The sequence below is a fragment of the Caulobacter sp. UC70_42 genome (assembly GCF_044056025.1).
Lineage (GTDB): Bacteria > Pseudomonadota > Alphaproteobacteria > Caulobacterales > Caulobacteraceae > Caulobacter.
On record NZ_CP171994.1, the window covers coordinates 1,289,847 to 1,309,440 of the forward strand.

Below are 19,594 nucleotides of genomic sequence, written 5' to 3' on the forward strand. Positions count from 1 at the left end.
CCGCCGCCGAGTCCAGACCGAGGAGGCCCTGTCGGAACGCACCGCCATGGCCGCCATCGTCAGTCACGAGCTGCGCACGCCGCTGTCGGCGATCCTGGCCGGCGCGCACATGATCCGCACGGGAACCACTCCGGCCCAGACGCGCGCCACGGCCGACCTGATCGTCGACGCCGGCCACCTGATGACCGGCCTGCTGACCGACATGCTGGATCAGGCCAAGATCGAGGCCCGGGCCATGAGCTTGGAGAACCGCGACTTCGACGTCCTTGGCGCGATCCGCGACGCCACCCGCTTCTGGAGCGCCAACGCCCGCGCCAAGGGCCTGACCCTGCGCGAGCCCCCCGGCGAGCAGCCCTCGGCCTGGGTGCGCGGCGACCCTTTCCGCCTGCGCCAGATCCTCAACAACCTGCTGTCCAACGCCGTGAAGTTCACCGAGGAAGGGGTGATCACGCTGCGTCTCCACGCCCAGCCCGCCGAGGACGGTCGGGTGCGGGTGGTTGTCGAGGTCGAGGACAGCGGTCCCGGCATTACCGAGGACGCCATGAGCCGGCTGTTCACGCCCTATACCCAGGCCTCGCAGGAAACGGCCCGGACCTATGGCGGCACGGGTCTGGGCCTGGCGGTCAGCCGCCAGTTAGCCCGGCTGATGGGCGGTGAGCTGGACGCCCGTCCTGGTCCGGAACGCGGCGCGATCTTCCGTCTGGCTCTGCTCCTGCCCGCCGGCCAGGCTCAGGAGGCCCCGCGCCCCATCGTCCAGCCCGAGGGCGCGACGCCGGACATCGGCGCCCTGCGAATCCTCCGCCGTCGACGATCACGAGGTGAACCGCCGGACGCTCGCCCTGGTTCTGGAGCCTCTGGGGGTGGAGCTGACCACCGCCCTGGACGGACTGGAGGCGCTGAAGCAGCTGGAGACCCGGGCCTTCGACGTGGTGCTGATGGACGTCAACATGCCCGGTCTCGACGGCCGCGAGGCCACGCGCCGCCTGCGGGCGGGTCGTGGCCTCAATCATGACACCCCGGTGATCGGCTTCAGCGCTGGGGTGGCGGACGACGAGGTTCAGGCCTGTCGCGAAGCCGGCATGACCGACTGGCTGGCCAAGCCGTTGGATATCCGGGCTCTCTACGCGGCGCTGGACCGCGCTCGGTCGAAAACCGCCGCTTGACTAGTGAGCGACGGCCGGAGCCGGCGCAGCCACGCCGGTCTGGAACAGCTTGCCCTTCTCGGTGACCAGCACCGTCATCAGCCCCGCCACGCCAAAGCCGGCGAAGCCAAGGGTCAGCGGCACGGTCGTGCCGTCGTACATCTGGCCAATGACGAAACCGAACAGCGCACCGCCGATCGTGGTGATGAAGCCCTGGATCGAGGCCGCCGCGCCGGCGACGTGACCCAGCGGCTCCATGGCGATGGCCCCGAAGTTCGACATGACCAGGCCGAAGCAGAACATCATGCCGGCCTGCATCAGGGAAAAGCTCAACAGGGTTTCATGGCCGGTGATGGCGATCGCCGCGTGGGCGGCGGCGAAGGCGATGAAGCCGATCAACGCCCAGTGCGAGACCTTGCGCATGCCCAGCTTGCCGACGATCCGGGAGTTCAGCAGCGACGAGACCGCCATGCTTCCGGCGATGGCCGCGAAGATCAGCGGGAAGAGATCGCCCGCGCCCAGCACCTCGGCGAACACCTGCTGGGCCGAGTTGAGGAAGCCGAACAGGCCGCTCAGCACCAGGGCGGCGGCGATGGTGTAGCCCATGGCGATCCGGTCGGTCAGGGCGATCCTGAAGGCCGAGGTGACGCCCGCGACCGAGATCGGGATCCGGTCCTCCGGATGCTGGGTCTCGGGCAGCTTGACCGCCGCCCAGGCCATGACGACCAGGCCGAAGATCGACAGCACGCCGAAGATCCAGCGCCACGAGGCGAACAGCATGATCCCCTGGCCCAGCGACGGCGCGATGATCGGGGTGGCCAGGAAGACGATGAAGGCCAGCGACATCACCCGCGCCATCTGGCGGCCGGCATAGCAGTCGCGAACGATCGACACCGACAGCACCCGAGTGGACGCCGCGCCCAGGCCGGTCAGGAACCGGGCGATCAGCAGCATCTCGAACGAGGTCGAGAAGGCGCAGAGGGCGGCGAAGAGCGTATAGAGCGTCAGTCCGATCATCAGCACCGGCTTGCGGCCATAGCGATCGGCCAGCGAACCATAGGCCAGCTGCGCCACGCCGAAGCCCAGCAGGTAAGAGGTGATCACCCACTGGCGGGCGTTGGGATCGTGAACGCCCAGCGCCTCGCCGATGCGCGGCAGGGCCGGCAGCATGGAGTCGATGGCCAGCGCGTTGGTGGCCATCATCGCCGCGATCAGGGCGACGAACTGGCCAAAGCCCATGCCGGGGTGCGGCGATGGCTTGGTGTCGGACATGGATTTTCTCGCGCGGACTGACGCCCCGCCACGAGACGCATGTGCGCCGGATATAGGGCCTGGCGCGCGAGACGCCAGACCTGATGGCCTCGATCAGCCGTTGAAGGCCCGGATCGCCTCGATGATCTTCGCCTGGTCGGCTTCTGCCAGGTAGGGATGCATCGGCAGGGCCAGCACGGTCTCGGCCTTGGCTTCCGTCACCGGCAGGCCGCCCGCGCCGCGCGGGAAGGCCGCGTACGGCGCCTGTAGGTGCATCGGCACGGGATAGTAGACCGCCGTCGGGACGCCCTGTGTCTTCAGGTGCGCCGCCAGGCCGTCGCGGTTGGCGTGCTCGATCACGTACTGGGCCCAGACCGAGACGCCGCCTTCGATTACGGCCGGAGTCGAGATCACCGCGCCCTTGAGGCCCCGCGCATAGCGGTCCGCCACCCCCTGACGCAGGGCGATCTCCTCGGCGAAGATCGCCAGCTTCTCGATCAGGATCGCCGCCTGGATCGTGTCGAGGCGCGAGTTCATGCCGATACGGGTGTTCAGGTACTTCGGGTCGTGGTCGAAGGTCTTGCCCTCGAGATCCGGGCCGACCGCCTTGCCGTGGACGCGGTAGCTGTCCATCAGGTCCCACAGATGGGCGTCATTGGTCAGCACCGCCCCGCCGTCGCCGTAGCAGCCCAGCGGCTTGGCCGGAAAGAAGCTGGTGGTGGCGACATCGGCCCAATGCAGCGGGTGATGGCCGTGCAGCGTGCAGCCGAACCCCTGGGCGCTGTCGGCGATCAGCTTCAGGCCCTCGCGGTCGCAGATCGCCTTGATGGCCGGGTAGTCGGCGGGCTGGCCGAACAGGTCGACGGCGATCACCACTTTCGGTGTCAGCTTGCCCTCGGCCTTCACCGCGGCGATGGCGGCGTCCAGCTTGGCCGGATCGAGATTGTAGGTGTCCGGCAGCACGTCGACGAACACCGGGGTCGCATCGACCCACGGCACGACTTCCGGCGTGGCGGCGAAGGTGAAGGAGGGGCAGAACACCGCGTCGCCTTGGCCCACGCCCCAGGCCATCAGCGGCAGGGCGATGGCGTCGGTGCCGTTGGCGCAGGACAGGGCCAGCCTAGCCTGGCCGAACTCGGCGAGCTTGGCCTCGAACTCCCGGACCTGTGGGCCCATGACGTAGGCGCCGCTGTCCAGCACCTTGGCGATGGCGGCGTCGATCTTGTCGCGGATCCGGCGCTGCTGCGCGGCGAGGTCGATGAAGGGCATGCTCATGAGCGCAGCCTCTAGTGTCCGATCGCGACGATTTCGAGCCAATTGATGTAACCGACTGTTTCCTCGCCACAAGGACGGTCAAGCGGAACCGTCGGCGCGCCTTGTCGTTGACCGAACACGGCGGGGCGCCTATCGAGAACTCCTATGAAGACCAAGCCCAGCATCATCCCGGCGGATGCGTCCCTGCCGTCGCTCGCCAACGTAAAGGCCGACGAGACCATGCTCGGGCATTTCCTGGACTGGCTGGGCAAGCTGGCGGTGAACCTAATGGTCGCCGCCCTGATCCTGGTCGTGACCTTCTGGCTGGCGGGCCTTGCCGCCCGGTTCATGAGCCGGACCCTGGCCCGGGTTCATCGCAACACGCCGGATCCGACCCTGGAGAGCTTCAGCGCCTCGCTGGCCCGCTACGCGGTGATCGCCGTCGGCCTGGTGGCGGTGCTGCAGCAACTTGGGGTGCAGACGACCTCGATCATCGCGGTGCTGGGCGCGGCCTCGCTGGCCATCGGCCTTGCCCTTCAGGGCGCCCTGTCGAACGTGGCGGCCGGAATGATGATCCTGCTGTTTCGCCCCTATCGGGTCGGCGACGTGATCGAGACCGCGACCCGCAACGGCACGGTGAAATCGCTGGACCTGCTGTTCACCGAGATCGCCACCCCCGACAACGTCAAGGTCATGATCCCCAACAGCAAGGTGTTCGGCGACGTGATCCTGAACTATTCGACCCACCGCAGCCGGCGGGCCGATGTGCTGTTCAAGGTGCCGCTGAAGACGGATCTGGTGATGGTGCTCAAACGCCTGCGCGAGCGCGCCGAAAGCGACGCCCGCATCCGCAAGGAGCCCGCGGTGATGATCGAGGTCGTCGACCTGTCGGAAGCCTTCGCCCAGGCCGCGATCCGCGCCTGGACCGCTTCAGCCGACTTCGGCCCCGTCAAGACCGACCTGATGCTGGCCGCTCACCTGCTGGCCGAGGACCCGACGCGCACGGATCTCCCGCCGCCCCGCCCGACCAAGGCCAAGGACCCCTCGCCCGTCATGCCGGGCGAGGGCGAACACCATCACCTGCTCAGCCTGATAAAGCCGCGTCGAGATCGGAAATCAGGTCCCGACAAGAACTCAATCCCCACCGAAAGCCTGATCAGGCCGTCCGAGATGCCCAAAGCCGCGCGCTGATCAGCCGGGATCGAGGCGTGGGTCATGATCGCCGGATGTTCGATCAGGCTTTCGACCCCGCCCAGGCTTTCCGCCAGCGTGAACAGGCGTGTGCGTTCCAGCATCTTGCGGGCGGGGGCCAGTCCGCCTTTCACCTCGGCCGAGATGATGCCGCCGAAACCGCCCGTCATCTGGCGCTTCGCCAGGTCGTGCTGCGGGTGGCTCTCCAGGCCGGGATAGATCACCCGCTCGATGGCCGGGTGCTGTTCCAGCCACCGGGCGATCTCCAGCGCGCTATCGCAGGCGCGCTGCATGCGCAGGGCCAGGGTCTTCACCCCGCGCAAGGCCAGGAAGCTGTCGAACGGTCCCAGCACCCCGCCGACGGCGTTCTGCAGGAACCTCATCTGGTCGGCCAGGGCGGCGTTGTCGCCGACCACCGCCACGCCGGCGACCACATCGGAATGGCCGTTCAGGTACTTCGTCGCCGAGTGCATGACGATGTCGAAGCCCAGCTCCAGCGGCCGTTGGATGAAGGGGCTGGCGAAGGTGTTGTCGGCGACGGTGACGAGGTTATGCGTCTTGGCCAGGGTCGCGATCGCCGCCAGATCCGCCAGGCGCAGCATCGGGTTGGTGGGCGTCTCCACCCAGATCATCCGCGTCGCCGGGGTGATCGCCGCCTCGAACGGCCGCCAGATCGGCCATGTCGACGAAGCTGAAGGTCAGGCCGGCCGAGCGCTTGCGAACCTTGTCGAACAGCCGAAACGAGCCGCCATAGAGGTCGTCGCTGGCGATCACGTGCGCGCCGCTGTCCAGGGTTTCCAGAATCGTCGAGGCCGCCGCCAGGCCCGAGGCGAAGGCGAAACCCGCCGTCCCGCTCTCCAGATCGGCGATGCAGCGCTCGAACGCGAAGCGGGTCGGGTTGTGGCTGCGGCTGTATTCGAAGCCCTTGTGCTCCCCGGGACTGGCCTGGGCGTAGGTCGAGGTGGCGTAGATCGGCACCATGACCGCGCCGGTGGTGGGGTCGGGGAACTGGCCGCCGTGGATAGTCCGCGTGGCGAAGTCCAGGCGGTTCTTGCCGGGGATGTCGGTCATGAAAGGTCCTTCAGGCGCTGAGCCGCAGGTGATTGATCAGGTCGACCCGGGTGATCACACCTAGGAACTCCTCGCCGTCGACCACAAGGGCCACCTCGTCGCGATCGAACACCTCGGGCAGGTCGTCGACGCTCTGATGGGCCTGCAGGGTGTTGACCGCGCGGGTCATGGCCGCGCCGACCAGGGTCTTGAAGCGCGGGGCCTCCTCGCCCGCCTCCACCGCGGCCAGCACGTCGCTCTCGTCGAGAATGCCGACCAGCTTGCCATGATCGACCACGGGCAGCTGGCTGATGTCCGATGAGCGCATGCGGTTATAGGCGGTCAGCAGCGTGTCATCGGGTCCGATGGCGATCACGCCGCCCTCGGCGTAGCGCTTGGCGATCAGGTCGCGCAGGTCGCCGTGCAGCTCGCGGCCGTCGAAGCCGTGCGCCGCCAGCCAGAAGTCGTTGAACATCTTGGTCAGGTACTTGCCGCCCGTGTCGCAGACGAAGGTCACGACGCGCTTGGGCTCGGTCTGCTCGCGGCAGTACTTCAGCGCCGCCGCCAGCAGGCAGCCCGAGGACGAGCCCCCGAGAATCCCTTCCTTCTTCAGCAACAGTCGGGCGGTGTCGACGCTCTCGCGGTCGCTGATCGAATAGGCCTGGGAGACCAGGTCCATCTGGGCGTTGTCGGGGATGAAGTCCTCGCCGATGCCCTCGACGATCCAGCTGCCGGCCTCGCCGAAGGTCCCGGTCTCCACATAGTCGCGCAGGATCGAGCCGACCGGATCGGCCAGCACCATCCTGGTCTTGGGCGAGTGGGCCTTCATGTAGCGGCCAATGCCGGTGAGCGTGCCGCCCGAGCCGACGCCGACGACGACGGCGTCGATGTCGCCCTCCATCTGGGTCAGCAGCTCGGGCGCCGTGGTGGTCTCGTGCGCCAACGGATTGGCCGGGTTCTCGAACTGGTTGGCGTAGAGCGACCCGGGGATCGACTGGGCCAGGGCCTGGGCCATGTCCTGATAGTATTCCGGGTGGCCCTTGCCGACGTCGCTGCGGGTCAGGCGCACGTCCACGCCCATGGCCCGCAGGTGCAGGATCTTCTCCCGCGCCATCTTGTCGGGGACGATCAGGATCAGCTTGTAGCCCTTGAGGGCCGCCACCTGCGCCAGGCCCAGGCCCGTATTGCCGGCCGTGGCCTCGATGATCGTGCCGCCCGGCTTCAGCCGGCCGTCGGCCTCGGCCGCCTCGATCATCGAGCGGGCGACGCGGTCCTTGATCGAGCCGCCGGGGTTCTGGTTCTCCAGCTTGAGGAACAGCCGGCAAAGACCGGTGTCGAGATGCTTGACCTCGACCATGGGCGTACGGCCGATCAGATCGAGAGCGGAACCGGCGATGCTCGGAAGGCCTGATTTAGGGTCGTTCATGGCGCAGCTCCGCAGCCTGGTGAAACGATTTCCCCTAGCTAGGCCCGTTTGACGAACGAAGGGAAGAGGGCCAGGGCCGTCGGATATGGGGTGTTCGTTCGGGATTTACGAAGGATCGGCCCCCTCGTAGCGTCGCTTCATGACGAACGCCTTCGCCGCTGATTTCGAGGACCTGTTCCGCGCGACCTACCGCGCCGCGGTCCGGCGTTTGAGGGACAAGCGCGAACGGCTGTCGCCCGAGACCGTGGCGCTGCTTGACCACCTGGCCGCCGCGGGTCCGCTGACCGCCGGCGAACTCGCTCGCCACGTCGACCGCGCGCCCAGCACCCTGACCGAGATGGTCGATCATCTGGTCGAGAAGGACCTGCTGACCCGCGACCGCGATCCGGCCGACGCCCGCCGCAGCCTGATCTGGCTGACCGACGCCGGCCAAGCCGCTCTGCTGGAGAGCCGCAACGTCCTGGACCTCGATGTCCTGGCCGCCGCCGGCGCCAGACTGACACCCGAGCAGCGCCAGACGCTGATCGATCATTTCCGAGACTTCGTCGCCCACCTGAAAGGAACCCGCCCATGAGCCACGCTTGCGAGAGCTGCGGCCTGCCGATCGAGTCCGGCCCCTATTGCCAGTACTGCGTCGACGAGGCCGGCGCGCTGCAGGACTTCCCCACGCGCTTCGAGCGCATGGTGCAGTGGCAGGAGCGGCGCGGCAGCCCGCGCGCCCAGGCTGAAACCGAGACCATCGTCTACATGTCCAAGATGCCGGCCTGGAAGGACCATCCCGAGGTCCAAGCTCGCCTCTCGGCTTGAGGTCAGGCCGTCCCGGCCGTGCCGCGCTGGTTCACCCATTCGCTGGCGAACTTTCGGGACAGACAGACGTCCTCGAACACGACCCGGCGCAGCTGACCCAGGAACTCGGGTGTGTCGTGCACGATCACGAATGGAAAACCATTGGCGGAGAGGAAGCCCTGGAGGAATCGCGAGAAGCGGTCGGCCTCTTCGGGGCCGGCCAGGCGGACTTCGGTCTCGGCGGCAGTCGGAACCATGTGCGTGGCCCTCTGTGGACGGACCAAGACTTAACGCACGAGTTCGCGTTTGCGAACCATCTTCGCCACTGCGAAATAAACTGTGATCACTTGATCGCCTCCCGGGCGAGTGAAAGCCCGCCCGGGAACGCGCAATCCCTTACAGGACAGCCTTAGAGGATCGACTGGCCCGTCGAGGCCCAGTCCTTGAGGAACTGCTCCAGGCCCTTGTCGGTCAGGGGGTGCTTGTAGAGATCGGCGAACACGGCCGGCGGAATGGTGACGACGTCGGCGCCGATGATCGCGGCTTCCTTGACGTGGGCGGCGTTGCGCACCGAGGCGGCCAGAATTCGGTCTCGTAGCCGTAGTTGTCGTAGATCGCGCGGATATCGCGGATCAGGTCCATGCCGTCGAAGCCGTAGTCGTCCAGGCGGCCGATGAACGGCGAGATGTAGGTCGCGCCGGCCTTGGCGGCCAGCAGGGCCTGGGTCGGCGAGAAACACAGGGTGACGTTGGTCTTGATCTCTTCGTCGGCGAAGGCCGCGCAGGCGATCAGGCCGTCGCGGGTCAGCGGGATCTTGACCACCACGTTCGGGGCGATCTTGGCCAGCTTCTGGCCCTCGGCGATCATGGCGTCCGCCGTGGTGGCGGCGACTTCGGCGCTGATCGGGCCCGGAACGATGTCGCAGATCTCGGCGATCACTTCCAGCATCGGACGGCCCGACTTGGCGATCAGGGTCGGGTTGGTCGTGACGCCGTCGATCAGGCCGGTCGAGGCCAGATCGGCGATGACCTTGGTGTCGGTGCTGTCGAGGAAGATCTGCATGGTCGCTCGCGCTGCTCTTTTATGTCGGGAGTTGCGCCGGTTTAGCCCGAGCGGCGGCTTCACGCCAGACTCGTCAGGCCCGCGCGGCGGGGTCGGCGACAAGCCGGTCGGCCGTGCGCTCGACCGCCGTCCGCCAGGGTTCGGGCCGGAAGCCGAACACCTTCTGAAGCTTGCCCGTGTCCAGAGGCGAGCGCGGCGGCCTCGGCGCGGGCTCGGCGAAGGCGGCCTGGCTTGTCCGTTCCAAGCACGCCTTGGCCAGCGGATCGCGGTCGATCGCGGCCTTGGCGAAGTCGAAACGGCTGGTCTCGCCGGCGTTGGCGAAGTGGAAGAGGCCGAACGCCGGATCCCCGTTCGCGGCGGCGGCCCAGCGCGGCGCGGTCGCGATCAGAAAGGCGGCCAGGGCCTCGCCGTCGGTCGGCGTGCCGAACTGATCGGCGACGATCTTCAGCACCTCGCGCTCACGGGCCAGGCGCAGCATGAAGCTGACATAGTTGCGGCCGTAGCGGGAAAAGACCCACGAGATCCTCAAGACCACCGCCTTGGGGTGAACCAGAACCGCCTGCTCGCCGGCGAGCTTGGAGCGGCCGTAGACGTTGATCGGCCGCGCCGCGTCGGTCTCGACATAGGGACGATCGGTCACGCCGTCGAACACCGCGTCGGTCGACAGGTGCACGAACGGCAGGTCGCGTTCCGCGCACGCGGCGGCCATGACGCCTGGGGCGGCGGCGTTGACCGCGAAAGCCTCGTCGGGTCGCTCCTCGGCGGGGTCGACATGGGTGAAGGCGGCGGTGTTGAGGACCAGATCGCAGTCGGCGGCCAGGATCGCGGCGCGGACGGCCTCGGGGTCCTGCAGGTCGCAATCGGCGCGCGACAGGGCGATGACCTCGACGGTCCCGCCGGCGGCGGCCTGGACGGCGGTGGCGACCTGGCCCGTCCGGCCGAACTGCAGGATCCTCATTTCAACGCCGGGACGCGCTCGCCCAGAACCTGACCCACGAAGGTTCGCAGGCTGCCGCCCCTGAACAGGTAGCCCGGAAGGCCCGCCCGGTTGCCGGCTTCGACGTCGATATGGCGGTCGCCGATGATCACCGCCTCGTCCGGCGCGAGGCTCCAGTCCGCCAGGCCGCGCAGGATCATGCCGGGATTGGGCTTGCGGTCCGGATGGTCGGCGACCCGATACGCCTCGACGATGGCCGTCTCATGGAACGGCGAATGGTAGAAGGCGTCGATCCGGCCGCCCAGCTCGGCCAACTGATCCTGCATGGCGGCATGGAACCGGTCCATCGCCGGCTCATCGAAATAGCCCCGGCCGATGCCCGACTGGTTGGTGACCACCAGCACCTTGAGGCCAGCCTGGGTCATCGCCGCCACCGCCTCGCGGGCGCCGTCGATCCAGGTCAGCTTGGCGGGGTCGGAGACATAGCCGTGGTCGACGTTCAGCACGCCGTCCCGATCCAGGAACACGGCCTTCAGAGGAGGGAGGGCGGCAGGACTGGTCATGACGCGAGCACTACCCCGACCGGCTGCGAAACGCCACGCCTCCGTCTTGGCCTCGTCGCGCAAGCTCCCTAGAAGAAGGTGATCCTCTGGAGCTCTCGATGACCGCCTTCGCCGACGCCGCCCGCCTGCGCGACCGCCTGAAGACCTGGGCTCTGGAAGCAGCCTACCCGCTGTGGTGGGAGACGGGCGCCGACCATGTGAAGGGCGGCTTCTTCGAGAAGATCGATCTCGACGGCCAGCCGGTGGACGGTCCGCGCCGCGGCCGCGTCCTGCCCCGGCAGATCTTCTCCTACGCCCTGGCCGGCGAGCTGGGCTGGACAGGCCCGTGGCGCGAGGCGGTCGCGCACGGCCTGGCCTTCTATCTGAAGGCCTACCGCCGGCCCGACGGCCTGTTCCGCGCCCTGGTCGGACCGAACGGCGAGAGCCTCGACGACACCGCCGATCCCTACGACCAGGCCTTCGCCATGTTCGCCCTGGCGGCCGTGGCCAAGGCGCTGCCGGACCGCAAGGCCGAGGCCAAGGCGATCGCCGTCCATGTGCTCGAGAAGCTCCGCGCCGAGCGCAAGCACCCCCTGGGCGGCTTCCACCAGACCAACCCGCCGACCACGCCGCTGCAGTCGAACCCGCACATGCACCTGTTCGAGGCGATGCTGGCCTGGAACGAGGTCGACGACGATCCGGCCTGGCGCGCCCTGGCCGACGAGATCGGCGACCTGGCCCTGACCAGGTTCATTCACGCGGCAAGCGGTCAGATCCGCGAATTCTTCGATCTTGACTGGAACCCAGCGCCGGGCGTCGAGGGCCGCATCTGCGAGCCGGGCCACCAGTTCGAATGGGGCTGGCTGCTGCTGCGTTGGGGCAAGCTGGCGGGCCGCGACGACGCGATCGCCGCCGCCCTGAAGATGATCGAGGCTGGCGAGACGCACGGCATCGACCTGGCGCGCGGCGTGGCGATCAACGCCCTGCTGGACGACTACGCGATCCATGACGACAGCGCGCGCCTGTGGCCCCAGACCGAGCGGATCAAGGCTTCTGTGCTGGCCGCCCAGATCACCGGCGAAGACCGCTGGTGGGACATGGCCGCGGCAGGCGCGGAAGGCCTGATGACCTATCTGCGCACGCCCGTCCCCGGTCTTTGGCGCGACAAGTACCTGCCCGACGAGACCTTCGTGGAGGAGCCGGCCCCGGCCAGCTCCTTCTATCACATCACCTGCGCCATCGCGGAGTTCGACCGGGCGGTCAGCGCGCATCCCGCCGAAGGGTGAGCAGTTCGGCGGCGAGAATGCGCGCCAGCAAGTCTATCGCGGCTTCGTGACCAGGAGTGTCGCCGCGCCGATGGCCCGCGCGCGGATCTCGGCGTCCAGAGGGATCAGGGCGCCGGCGGCGTAGACGTCGCCGTCCATCTCCAGCACGCCCTCCAGCAGTTGCACGGTCGAGACCGGCACGACGATCGTCTCGCCGGCCGGGACGCGGCGCAACTCGACATCGAAGCCGGTGGTCGAAACCAGGGTCTCGGTCCCGTTCGGCGCGGCGCTTTTGCGCGAGGCGATCGAACGGCCCTTGGCCTTCAGGCCATCGACCAGGGTCTTCACCGCTTGGCTGTCCTTGCGGTGGCAGACGAGAACCGCGTCGGCCTCGACCACCACGACGATGTCGCTGACGCCGATCACGCCGACATAGGGTCCCGTGGTGCGGACCAGGACGTTCGTGGCGCCGTGCAGGTCGACGTCGCCGTCATGGGCGTTGCCGTCATGGTCCCGGATCGACGCTTCCCAGATCGCGTCCCAGGCGCCCAGGTCCGACCAGGCGAAGGCGGCGGGCGCGACGGCGGCCTTCTGGGTGCGCTCCATCACCGCGTAGTCGAGGGAGATCTTCTTGGCTTGGCCGAAGGCTTCGCGGTCCAGGCGACCGATCCCGGCCTCCAGCGTCAGAGCGGCGGCGCAAGCCTTGGCGGCCTCGGCGACGGTCGGTTCAAAGGCCTCGAACTCGCCCATCAAGGTCGCGGCCTTGAAGGCGAAGTTGCCGCTGTTCCAGAGGTAGCCCTCGAGCACATAGCGCTCGGCGGTTTCGCGGTCGGGCTTCTCGACGAAGGCGGCGACCGCGTTGACAGAGCCGTCCAGCAGCGGCTCACCGGGACGGATGTAGCCAAAGCCGGTCGCCGGCGAGGTCGGCCGCACGCCGAAGGTGACGATCAGGTCGCTCTCGGCGGCTCGCGCGGCGATCACCGCGGCTTCGCCGAAGATCTCCGGCTGGGCGATGTGGTGATCCGCGGCCAGCATCAGCACGACGCCGTCCGGATCCTGGCTCTGCACATAGGCGGCGGCGGCGGCCACGGCCGGGGCGCTGTCGCGAGCCTCGGGTTCGACCAGGATGGTGACGAAGACGCCGATCTCGGCGGTCTGCTCGGCGACGAAGCCGACCATGGCCTCGCCGGTGACGATGACGATCTCGGCGACGCCGGGGATGTCCTTCACCCGCAGGACGGTCTCCTGGAAAGACGAACGGTCGCCGACCAGCTTCAGGAACTGCTTGGGCTGGTCGCTGCGCGAAGCCGGCCAGAGGCGCGTGCCCGAGCCGCCGCACAGGATCACCGGATAGATCGATGCCAAGATAAACCCCACCACGTCTTAGTCTTTGACCCTTGATAGGGCCTTATTGCGAAGGGTGCTTAAAGGCAAAGCGTGATGGAACGAAGAGTTTTCGTCAGCTTGGCGTCCCCGCGTGCAGTTCGGCCAGCCAGGCGTCGGCGGTGACATCGGACGGCATTCGCCAATCGCCGCGCGGCGACAGGGCGCCGCCCGACGAGATCTTGGGTCCGTTCGGCACGGCCGAGCGCTTGAACTGGTTGGCGAAGAACCGCTTCAGGAAAAGCTCCAGCCACGTCTTGATCTCGGCCAGGTCATAGGCGCGGCGCGCGCTATCGGGCAGACCCGCCGGCCAGCCGCCTTTGCCCGCGTCATGCCAGGCGCTCCAGGCCAGGAAGGCGATCTTGGACGGCGCCACGCCGTAGCGCGTCAGGTAGTAGAGATTGAAGTCCTGCAGGGCGTAGGGGCCGACAAAGCTCTCCGTCGCCTGGGTCGCCTCGCCCGGCACCAGCTCCGGCGAGATCTCGGTGGCCAGGATGTCCTCCAGCAGCGCCGTCGTGGTCGCATCGACATCGCCGGAATGGGCCACGAAGCGGATCAAGTGCTGGATCAGCGTCTTGGGCGCCCCGCAGTTGGGGTTGTAGTGACTCATGTGGTCGCCGACGCCGTAGGTGCACCAGCCCAGGGCCAGCTCGGACAGGTCGCCGGTGCCGACCACCAGGGCGGCGTTGTGGTTGGCCAGGCGGAACAGATAGTCGGTGCGCAGACCCGCCTGCACGTTCTCGAACGTCACGTCATAGACGGGCTCCCCGCGTCCGAACGGGTGGTCGAGATCCTTCAGCATCTGGGTCGCGGCCGGCCGGATGTCGAGCTCGGCGGCCGTCACGCCCATGGCCCGCATCAGCGCCCAAGCATTGTCCTTCGTGCGATCCGAGGTGGCGAAGCCCGGCAGGGTGTAGGCCAGGATGTTGGCGCGCGGCAGGCCCAGCTGATCGACGGCGCGGGCCGCCACCAGCAGAGCCTGGGTCGAATCGAGGCCGCCGGAGATGCCGATCACCAGCTTCTTCAGACCCGAGGCCTCGAGCCGCCGGGCCAGGCCCTGGACCTGGATGTTGTAGGCCTCGTAGCAGTTCTCGCGCAGCTTGGCGGGATCCGACGGCGTGAACGGGAAGCGCTCGACGACGCGCGCGAGGGCCAGATCGCCAGCCGGCGGCGTGAAGACGAACGGGACGACGCGGAACGGAACCTTGGCCGGGTTCAGCGCCATGGCGTCGCCGAAACTGCCGACCCGCATGCGTTCCTGGCGGATCCGCTCCACGTCGACATCGGCATAGGTCCACGCCGGGCCGGTGGAGAACCGGGCGGTCTCGGCCAGCAGGGCGCCCATTTCATGGATGTCCAGATGGCCGTCCCAGGCCAGGTCCGTCGAGCTCTCGCCCGCCCCGGCCGCCGCGTAGACATAGGCCGCGATCATCCGCGACGACTGGCTGGCGCACAGAAGGCGGCGAGTCTCGGACTTGCCGATGGTGATGTTGCTGGCCGATAGATTCAGCAGGATCTCAGCTCCGGCCATCGCCTGGGCGGTGCTGGGCGGGGTCGGGGTCCAGACGTCCTCGCAGATCTCGACGCCGACGGTGAACGGGGTCACCCCTTCGCCGCGGAACAGGACGTCGGTCCCGAACGGCGCGCTTTGCCCGGCCAGGGCCAGAGTCTTGCCGGTCACGCCCGCGCCGGGCGTAAACCAGCGTCGCTCGTAGAACTCGCGGTAGTTGGGCAGGAAGCTCTTGGGGACCACGCCCAGCACCCTGCCCCCCTGGATCGCCACGGCGGTGTTGTAGAGCCGGCCGCCATCGCGCAGCGGCGCGCCGACGACGATCATCGGCGCGAGGTCGGCGCTGGCCTCGGCCAAGGTCGCGATCGCCGCCTCTACCGCGTCCAGCAATACCTCCTGCTGCAGCAGGTCATCGACGGTATAGCCGGTCAGGCCAAGCTCGGGGAACACGATCACCGCCACGCCGGACTCGTGCGCCTCCTGGGCCAGAGCCAGCACGCTCCGCGCATTGGTCGCCGGATCAGCCAGCTTCACCTTCGGTACGGCGGTGGCCACGCGGACGAAGCCGTGGCGATAGGGCGAGAAGAACGACGGACTACCCAAGGAACCGGCCTTTCAGGGTTATGCTGAAATTGAGCATAAGTCGGGCTCCACCTATAACGCCCCCGGACGATGTTGCATAGCGTCCTCAACATGTCGCCAGAAGCCCCGCGCGGGTTGACCCCCGGGCGCACCCATGCGAGTGCGCCCCTCGCGCAGCTCCGCAAAACATAGAAAAGACGGAAGTCCCCATGCCCGTTTCGCCCATCAAGATGGCCGACGCGATCCGCGTCCTTTCCATGGACGCCGTGCACAAGGCCAAGTCCGGTCACCAGGGCATGCCGATGGGCATGGCCGATGTGGCCACGGTCCTGTGGGGCAAGTTCCTGAAGTTCGACGCGAGCCAGCCGAACTGGCACGACCGCGACCGCTTCGTGCTGTCGGCCGGCCACGGCTCGATGCTGCTCTATTCCCTGCTTCACCTGACCGGCTTCAAGGCCATGACGATGAAGGAGATCGAGAACTTCCGTCAGTGGGGTTCGCTGACCCCCGGCCACCCGGAAGTCCACCACACCCCCGGCGTCGAGACCACCACCGGCCCGCTGGGTCAGGGTCTGGCGACGGCCGTCGGCATGGCCATGGCCGAAGCCCACCTCGCCGCCCGCTTCGGTCCGGATCTGGTCGACCACCGCACCTGGGTGATCGCTGGCGACGGCTGCCTGATGGAGGGCGTCAGCCACGAGGCCATCAGCATCGCCGGCCGCCTGAAGCTGAAGAAGCTGACGGTGCTGTTCGACGACAACAACACCACCATCGACGGCGAGGCCACCATCGCCGAGACCGGCGACCAGGTCGCGCGCTTCAAGGCCGCCGGCTGGGCCGTGAAGGTCGTCGACGGCCACGACCACGGCAAGATCGCCGCCGCCCTGCGCTGGGCGACGAAGCAGGACCGTCCGACCATGATCGCGTGCAAGACACTGATCTCGAAGGGCGCGGGTCCGAAAGAAGGCGACCCCCACAGCCACGGCTACACCCTGTTCGACGACCAGATCCGCGACGCCCGCGTCGCCATGGGCTGGGACGCCGAGCCGTTCACCGTGCCGGGCGACATCGCCACGGCCTGGAAGAGCGTCGGCCGTCGCGGCGCCAAGGTCCGCAAGGCCTGGGAAGCCAAGCTCGCCGCCTCGACCCACGCCTCGGACTTCAAGCGCGCCATGGCCGGCGAGCTTCCCGCCGGCGCCTTCGAGGCCCTGGACGCCCACATCGCCAAGGCCCTGGAGACCAAGCCGGTCAATGCCACCCGCGTCCACTCCGGCTCGGCCCTGGACCAGCTGATCCCGGCCATCCCGGACATGATCGGCGGCTCGGCCGACCTGACCGGCTCGAACAACACCCTGGTCAAGGGCATGGGCGCGTTCGACGCTCCGGAATACACCGGTCGCTATGTTCACTACGGCGTCCGCGAATTCGGCATGGCCGCGGCCATGAACGGCATGTCGCTGCACGGCGGCGTCATTCCCTATTCGGGCACCTTCCTGGCCTTCGCCGACTACAGCCGCGCCGCCATCCGCCTGGGCGCCCTGATGGAAACGCGCGTCATCCACGTGATGACCCACGACTCCATCGGCCTGGGCGAGGACGGCCCGACCCACCAGCCCGTCGAACAGGTCGCCTCCCTGCGCGCCATCCCGAACCTGCTGGTCTTCCGCCCGGCCGACGCGGTGGAAGCCGCCGAGTGCTGGAAGGTCGCCCTGCAGCATCCGCGCACGCCGTCGGTGATGACCCTGTCGCGCCAGAAGACCCCGCATGTCCGCGCCAGCGGCGGCGACCTCTGCGCCAAGGGCGCCTACGAACTGCTGGCGGCCGAGGGCGGTGAAGCGCAGGTGACGATCTTCGCCTCGGGCACGGAAGTCGGCGTCGCCGTGGCCGCGCGCGACATCCTCCAGGCCCAGGGCAAGCCGACCCGCGTCGTCTCGACCCCCTGCTGGGAACTGTTCGCCCAGCAGGACGCCGCCTACCAGGCCTCGGTCATCGGCAAGGCGCCGGTGCGCGTGGCGGTCGAGGCGGGCATTAAGATCGGGCTGGGAGCGCTTCATCGGCGAGGACGGCAAGTTCGTCGGCATGAAGAGCTTCGGCGCCTCGGCCCCGTTCGAGCGCCTCTACAAGGAATTCGGCATCACCGCCGAGGCCGTCGCGGAAGCCGCCAGCGCCTGATCCTGAAAGGGGTGGAGCCTAAACTCCACCCCAACTCGCAGGATCGCCACCAGGGCGTGGCCGACGCCGCCGTCAGCGCCCGGATCCTTCACATATTGCAGATCGGGCTGGATCGTCACCGGCCCGATCTTGTCCGAATAGGTCACTTCGATCGCGCTTTCCGAACGCCTCAGGCCCAGGCCAGCGTCGATGGCGTTGTCGCGGTACTTGCCCGACAGGAAGACCTGATTGACGCCGATCGAAAAGGCGCTGTCGGGCCGACTTCTCGAACACATGCTCGACCAGCACGCCCGCCTGCCAGCCGCCCCTGAAGGCGGTGGTGTCGCCGTCGGAGACACCCAGGCGCGCGAATGCGGTCGTCTTGCGTACGTCGACCTCGCCGGTCAGGTGGCGCTCCAGCAGCACATAGGCGCCCTGCGCCGTCGCCGGGGGCGGGGTCGCCGGACGGGGCCAGGAAGCGGATATCGTCCTGCTTGTCGGTGTAGCGCCAGGTCCCGAACGCCACCTTGCCGCGCCCCTGCCAGCCGGCCTCGGCGATCAACAGCAGACCGTTGTCGAACGAGGTCCTGACGCCGCCCGGATCCCCCAGCACCCCGGCATTGGCGTTCAGGGCCGCCGCCTGGGCATAGACATGCTCGTTCGGCGTCCAGCGCACGCGCACCGCCAGGGCCGTGGAGGGGAAAATGGACGGACCGTTCGGACCCGTGGCGGCCAGCTCCGAGCCGATGCCGAAGGCCGGGGCCAGCAGCAGGCCGGCGCTGTCGTTGGCGTAGAATTCGCTGTTGAGATCGTAGAGGCCGGCGCGGATCGACGCCTTGTCGCCAAAGCCCTGCTCGACCCAGGCCTCGAACAGGCGGGCGCGCTGGCGGGTGACCTCGATGTTGTCGACGCCCTGCAACGTGCCGGCGTCGTCATTGGGCATGGCGCCGCTGTTGTTCAGCAGCTCGAAGTGGGCGCTGGCGCCCTTCCAGCCGACAGCCTTGTCGAGATCGAGGTCGCCGAAGACCTGCAGGTCGTCGAGCACGCGACCGCGCTTGGCCAGGCCGCCACTCACCGTTCCGGCGAGATCGGCCGTGTAGCTGCCGCTCAGCTTGAAGGCGCGGCCGTCGGCCCGCGCGCTCTGGGCGGCGAAGCCCCCGGCGGCGATCGCGAGCGCCGCGGCGGCCACAAGATTAATGGATCGGTTGGTCGTGGTCTGGCGCATTTTTCGCCCCCGCTGACCCGACATTCGATCGGGCGGGACCGTTGTCGCCGGAAAGGGGCGCCATCCGGTAAACCCGGCCTGTGGCGCGTCGTCGCACGCCGCTGGAGCGCGAAGTCACGCGCGAAGAGCTCCAAAAGCGGAGGCGCGCGCTCTGACCCGGAGCGCCTGATATCGTCAGCGGTCACGGGGCTTCCAGGCCAGCCACCTGGCGCTGCCTCTGCAGCGCCTGCGACACGGGGCCGCAGCCGCGCCCGAAGAGAACGCTAGGGTCAAGATCTGAGCGCGATATATTTCGAATAACTAGAATGCATGAACAAGATTCAGAAATTATCGACAATCCCATAATAAACAGATCTTTATGAGATCATAAAAGCTCTAATGCAGACAAACTCCACCTTCGGTATGTGAAACTTTGTCGCAACCAAGCTTAAAACTGCATTCACCCTCGGATCCCACGATGCTCGCCATGTAGCGCCGCGAAACAAAACGCGGCGTCCGGCGGAGGCTATATGCGCGCTCGTAGTGAGGCTGAGGATCCCGTCACCTGGGCTCCACGGGGAGACTTAACCCTGCCGTTCGCGGCCGAGCGGCGCGGCGAACTTCTCGAACTGATGGCTTCGGCCTCCCGGGTCGAGATCGATCTCCAAGCGATCGACGAGGTCGATCTGTCGGGGCGTGCAGATCTTGCTGGCCGCGCGCGCTAGCGCCGCGGCGCAAGGCAAGCAGTTGGCGCTGGCCAGGGCTCCGACCGAGGCCTTCGCCACCCTGCTTGGACGAGGCGGCCTGCTGGAAGGCGACGACCTTCGGGAGTTCTGGCGTTTGGGCGAGGAGGCCTGA

17 protein-coding genes and 5 pseudogenes are annotated in these 19,594 nt (G+C 67.9%); 8 read left to right on the forward strand and 14 right to left on the reverse strand.

Annotated features, from left to right (window positions below):
- Positions 1–46: 46 nt before the first annotated feature.
- Both ACHMW8_RS06690 and ACHMW8_RS06695 read left to right on the forward strand, forming a co-directional pair.
- Positions 47–655 (forward strand): annotated as a pseudogene (locus ACHMW8_RS06690) (sensor histidine kinase); the annotation flags it as partial.
- 205 nt (positions 656–860) lie between these two features.
- Positions 861–1,163: a response regulator gene (locus ACHMW8_RS06695; protein ID WP_395445090.1), complete on the forward strand. Its 303-nt coding sequence runs from the start codon at positions 861–863 to the stop codon at positions 1,161–1,163.
- On the opposite strand, the gene ACHMW8_RS06700 is transcribed toward ACHMW8_RS06695, so the two are convergent.
- Both ACHMW8_RS06700 and ACHMW8_RS06705 read right to left on the reverse strand, forming a co-directional pair.
- Positions 1,164–2,381, reverse strand: coding sequence for a multidrug effflux MFS transporter (locus ACHMW8_RS06700; RefSeq protein WP_395445913.1), 1,218 nt, complete (start codon positions 2,379–2,381; stop codon positions 1,164–1,166).
- Between the two features lie 126 nt (positions 2,382–2,507).
- On the reverse strand, positions 2,508–3,668 hold the full coding sequence (locus ACHMW8_RS06705; protein ID WP_395445091.1) for a DegT/DnrJ/EryC1/StrS family aminotransferase: 1,161 nt from the start codon (positions 3,666–3,668) through the stop codon (positions 2,508–2,510).
- A gap of 144 nt (positions 3,669–3,812) precedes the next feature.
- Here ACHMW8_RS06705 and ACHMW8_RS06710 point away from each other — a divergent pair, with 144 nt between their 5' ends.
- Positions 3,813–4,838: a mechanosensitive ion channel family protein gene (locus tag ACHMW8_RS06710; protein WP_395445092.1), complete on the forward strand. Its 1,026-nt coding sequence runs from the start codon at positions 3,813–3,815 to the stop codon at positions 4,836–4,838.
- Here ACHMW8_RS06710 and ACHMW8_RS06715 read toward each other — a convergent pair.
- Genes ACHMW8_RS06715 through ACHMW8_RS06725 form a run of 3 tightly spaced genes read right to left on the reverse strand, consistent with a single transcriptional unit; the run spans position 4,724 to position 7,314 of the window.
- Positions 4,724–5,470 (reverse strand): trans-sulfuration enzyme family protein, encoded by a 747-nt coding sequence (locus ACHMW8_RS06715; protein ID WP_395445093.1) that lies wholly within the window; start codon positions 5,468–5,470, stop codon positions 4,724–4,726. The two genes, ACHMW8_RS06710 and ACHMW8_RS06715, sit on opposite strands and share 115 nt — an antisense overlap.
- Entirely contained in the window at positions 5,388–5,909 is a 522-nt protein-coding gene (locus tag ACHMW8_RS06720) for a PLP-dependent transferase (RefSeq protein ID WP_395445094.1), read from the reverse strand. Before ACHMW8_RS06720 ends, ACHMW8_RS06715 begins: the two co-directional genes overlap by 83 nt.
- A gap of 10 nt (positions 5,910–5,919) precedes the next feature.
- Positions 5,920–7,314, reverse strand: coding sequence for a pyridoxal-phosphate dependent enzyme (locus tag ACHMW8_RS06725; protein WP_395445095.1), 1,395 nt, complete (start codon positions 7,312–7,314; stop codon positions 5,920–5,922).
- A 139-nt stretch (positions 7,315–7,453) separates the two neighbouring features.
- Between ACHMW8_RS06725 and ACHMW8_RS06730 the strand changes: the two genes are divergently transcribed.
- Together ACHMW8_RS06730 and ACHMW8_RS06735 are read left to right on the forward strand one after the other, a co-directional pair.
- Positions 7,454–7,888: a MarR family winged helix-turn-helix transcriptional regulator gene (locus tag ACHMW8_RS06730; protein ID WP_125159616.1), complete on the forward strand. Its 435-nt coding sequence runs from the start codon at positions 7,454–7,456 to the stop codon at positions 7,886–7,888.
- On the forward strand, positions 7,885–8,121 hold the full coding sequence (locus tag ACHMW8_RS06735) for a hypothetical protein (protein ID WP_125159617.1): 237 nt from the start codon (positions 7,885–7,887) through the stop codon (positions 8,119–8,121). Before ACHMW8_RS06730 ends, ACHMW8_RS06735 begins: the two co-directional genes overlap by 4 nt.
- A 2-nt stretch (positions 8,122–8,123) precedes the next feature.
- Here ACHMW8_RS06735 and ACHMW8_RS06740 read toward each other — a convergent pair whose 3' ends face one another.
- The 4 genes and pseudogenes from ACHMW8_RS06740 to ACHMW8_RS06755 all read right to left on the reverse strand — a co-directional run bounded on the left by ACHMW8_RS06740 (position 8,124) and on the right by ACHMW8_RS06755 (position 10,662).
- Entirely contained in the window at positions 8,124–8,357 is a 234-nt protein-coding gene (locus ACHMW8_RS06740; RefSeq protein ID WP_125159618.1) for a hypothetical protein, read from the reverse strand.
- A gap of 152 nt (positions 8,358–8,509) precedes the next feature.
- Positions 8,510–9,162 (reverse strand): annotated as a pseudogene (gene fsa, locus ACHMW8_RS06745) (fructose-6-phosphate aldolase).
- 73 nt (positions 9,163–9,235) lie between these two features.
- Positions 9,236–10,120 carry a dTDP-4-dehydrorhamnose reductase gene (gene rfbD / locus ACHMW8_RS06750; protein WP_395445096.1) on the reverse strand — a complete coding sequence of 295 codons (885 nt, stop codon included), beginning with the start codon at positions 10,118–10,120 and terminating at the stop codon, positions 9,236–9,238.
- A complete protein-coding gene (locus ACHMW8_RS06755; protein WP_199743609.1) occupies positions 10,117–10,662 on the reverse strand; it encodes an HAD-IIIA family hydrolase in 546 nt (181 codons plus the stop codon). The genes rfbD and ACHMW8_RS06755 overlap by 4 nt, the downstream gene beginning before the upstream one ends.
- A 98-nt stretch (positions 10,663–10,760) precedes the next feature.
- On the opposite strand from ACHMW8_RS06755, the gene ACHMW8_RS06760 reads away from it, so the two are divergent.
- The gene (locus tag ACHMW8_RS06760; RefSeq protein ID WP_395445097.1) at positions 10,761–11,927 is read left to right on the forward strand and encodes an AGE family epimerase/isomerase; all 1,167 of its coding nucleotides are present in this window, start codon (positions 10,761–10,763) and stop codon (positions 11,925–11,927) included.
- 33 nt (positions 11,928–11,960) lie between these two features.
- Here the strand turns inward: ACHMW8_RS06760 and ACHMW8_RS06765 are convergent, their stop codons facing one another.
- Positions 11,961–13,271 (reverse strand): mannose-1-phosphate guanylyltransferase, encoded by a 1,311-nt coding sequence (locus tag ACHMW8_RS06765; protein ID WP_395445098.1) that lies wholly within the window; start codon positions 13,269–13,271, stop codon positions 11,961–11,963.
- A gap of 94 nt (positions 13,272–13,365) precedes the next feature.
- Complete coding sequence (locus tag ACHMW8_RS06770) at positions 13,366–15,402, reverse strand: NAD(+) synthase (protein ID WP_395445099.1); 2,037 nt, start codon at positions 15,400–15,402, stop codon at positions 13,366–13,368.
- A 188-nt stretch (positions 15,403–15,590) separates the two neighbouring features.
- On the opposite strand from ACHMW8_RS06770, the pseudogene tkt reads away from it, so the two are divergent.
- Positions 15,591–17,553 (forward strand): annotated as a pseudogene (gene tkt / locus ACHMW8_RS06775) (transketolase).
- Here tkt and ACHMW8_RS06780 read toward each other — a convergent pair.
- The 3 genes and pseudogenes from ACHMW8_RS06780 to ACHMW8_RS06790 all read right to left on the reverse strand — a co-directional run.
- A complete protein-coding gene (locus ACHMW8_RS06780) occupies positions 17,499–17,828 on the reverse strand; it encodes a carbohydrate porin (protein WP_395445100.1) in 330 nt (109 codons plus the stop codon). The pseudogene tkt and the gene ACHMW8_RS06780 overlap by 55 nt on opposite strands.
- 49 nt (positions 17,829–17,877) lie before the next feature.
- Positions 17,878–17,958, reverse strand: a pseudogene (locus tag ACHMW8_RS06785) (hypothetical protein); the annotation flags it as partial.
- Positions 17,959–18,067: 109 nt separating this feature from the next.
- Positions 18,068–18,781 (reverse strand): annotated as a pseudogene (locus ACHMW8_RS06790) (carbohydrate porin); the annotation flags it as partial.
- 651 nt (positions 18,782–19,432) lie between these two features.
- Here ACHMW8_RS06790 and ACHMW8_RS06795 point away from each other — a divergent pair.
- A complete protein-coding gene (locus tag ACHMW8_RS06795) occupies positions 19,433–19,594 on the forward strand; it encodes a hypothetical protein (protein WP_395445101.1) in 162 nt (53 codons plus the stop codon).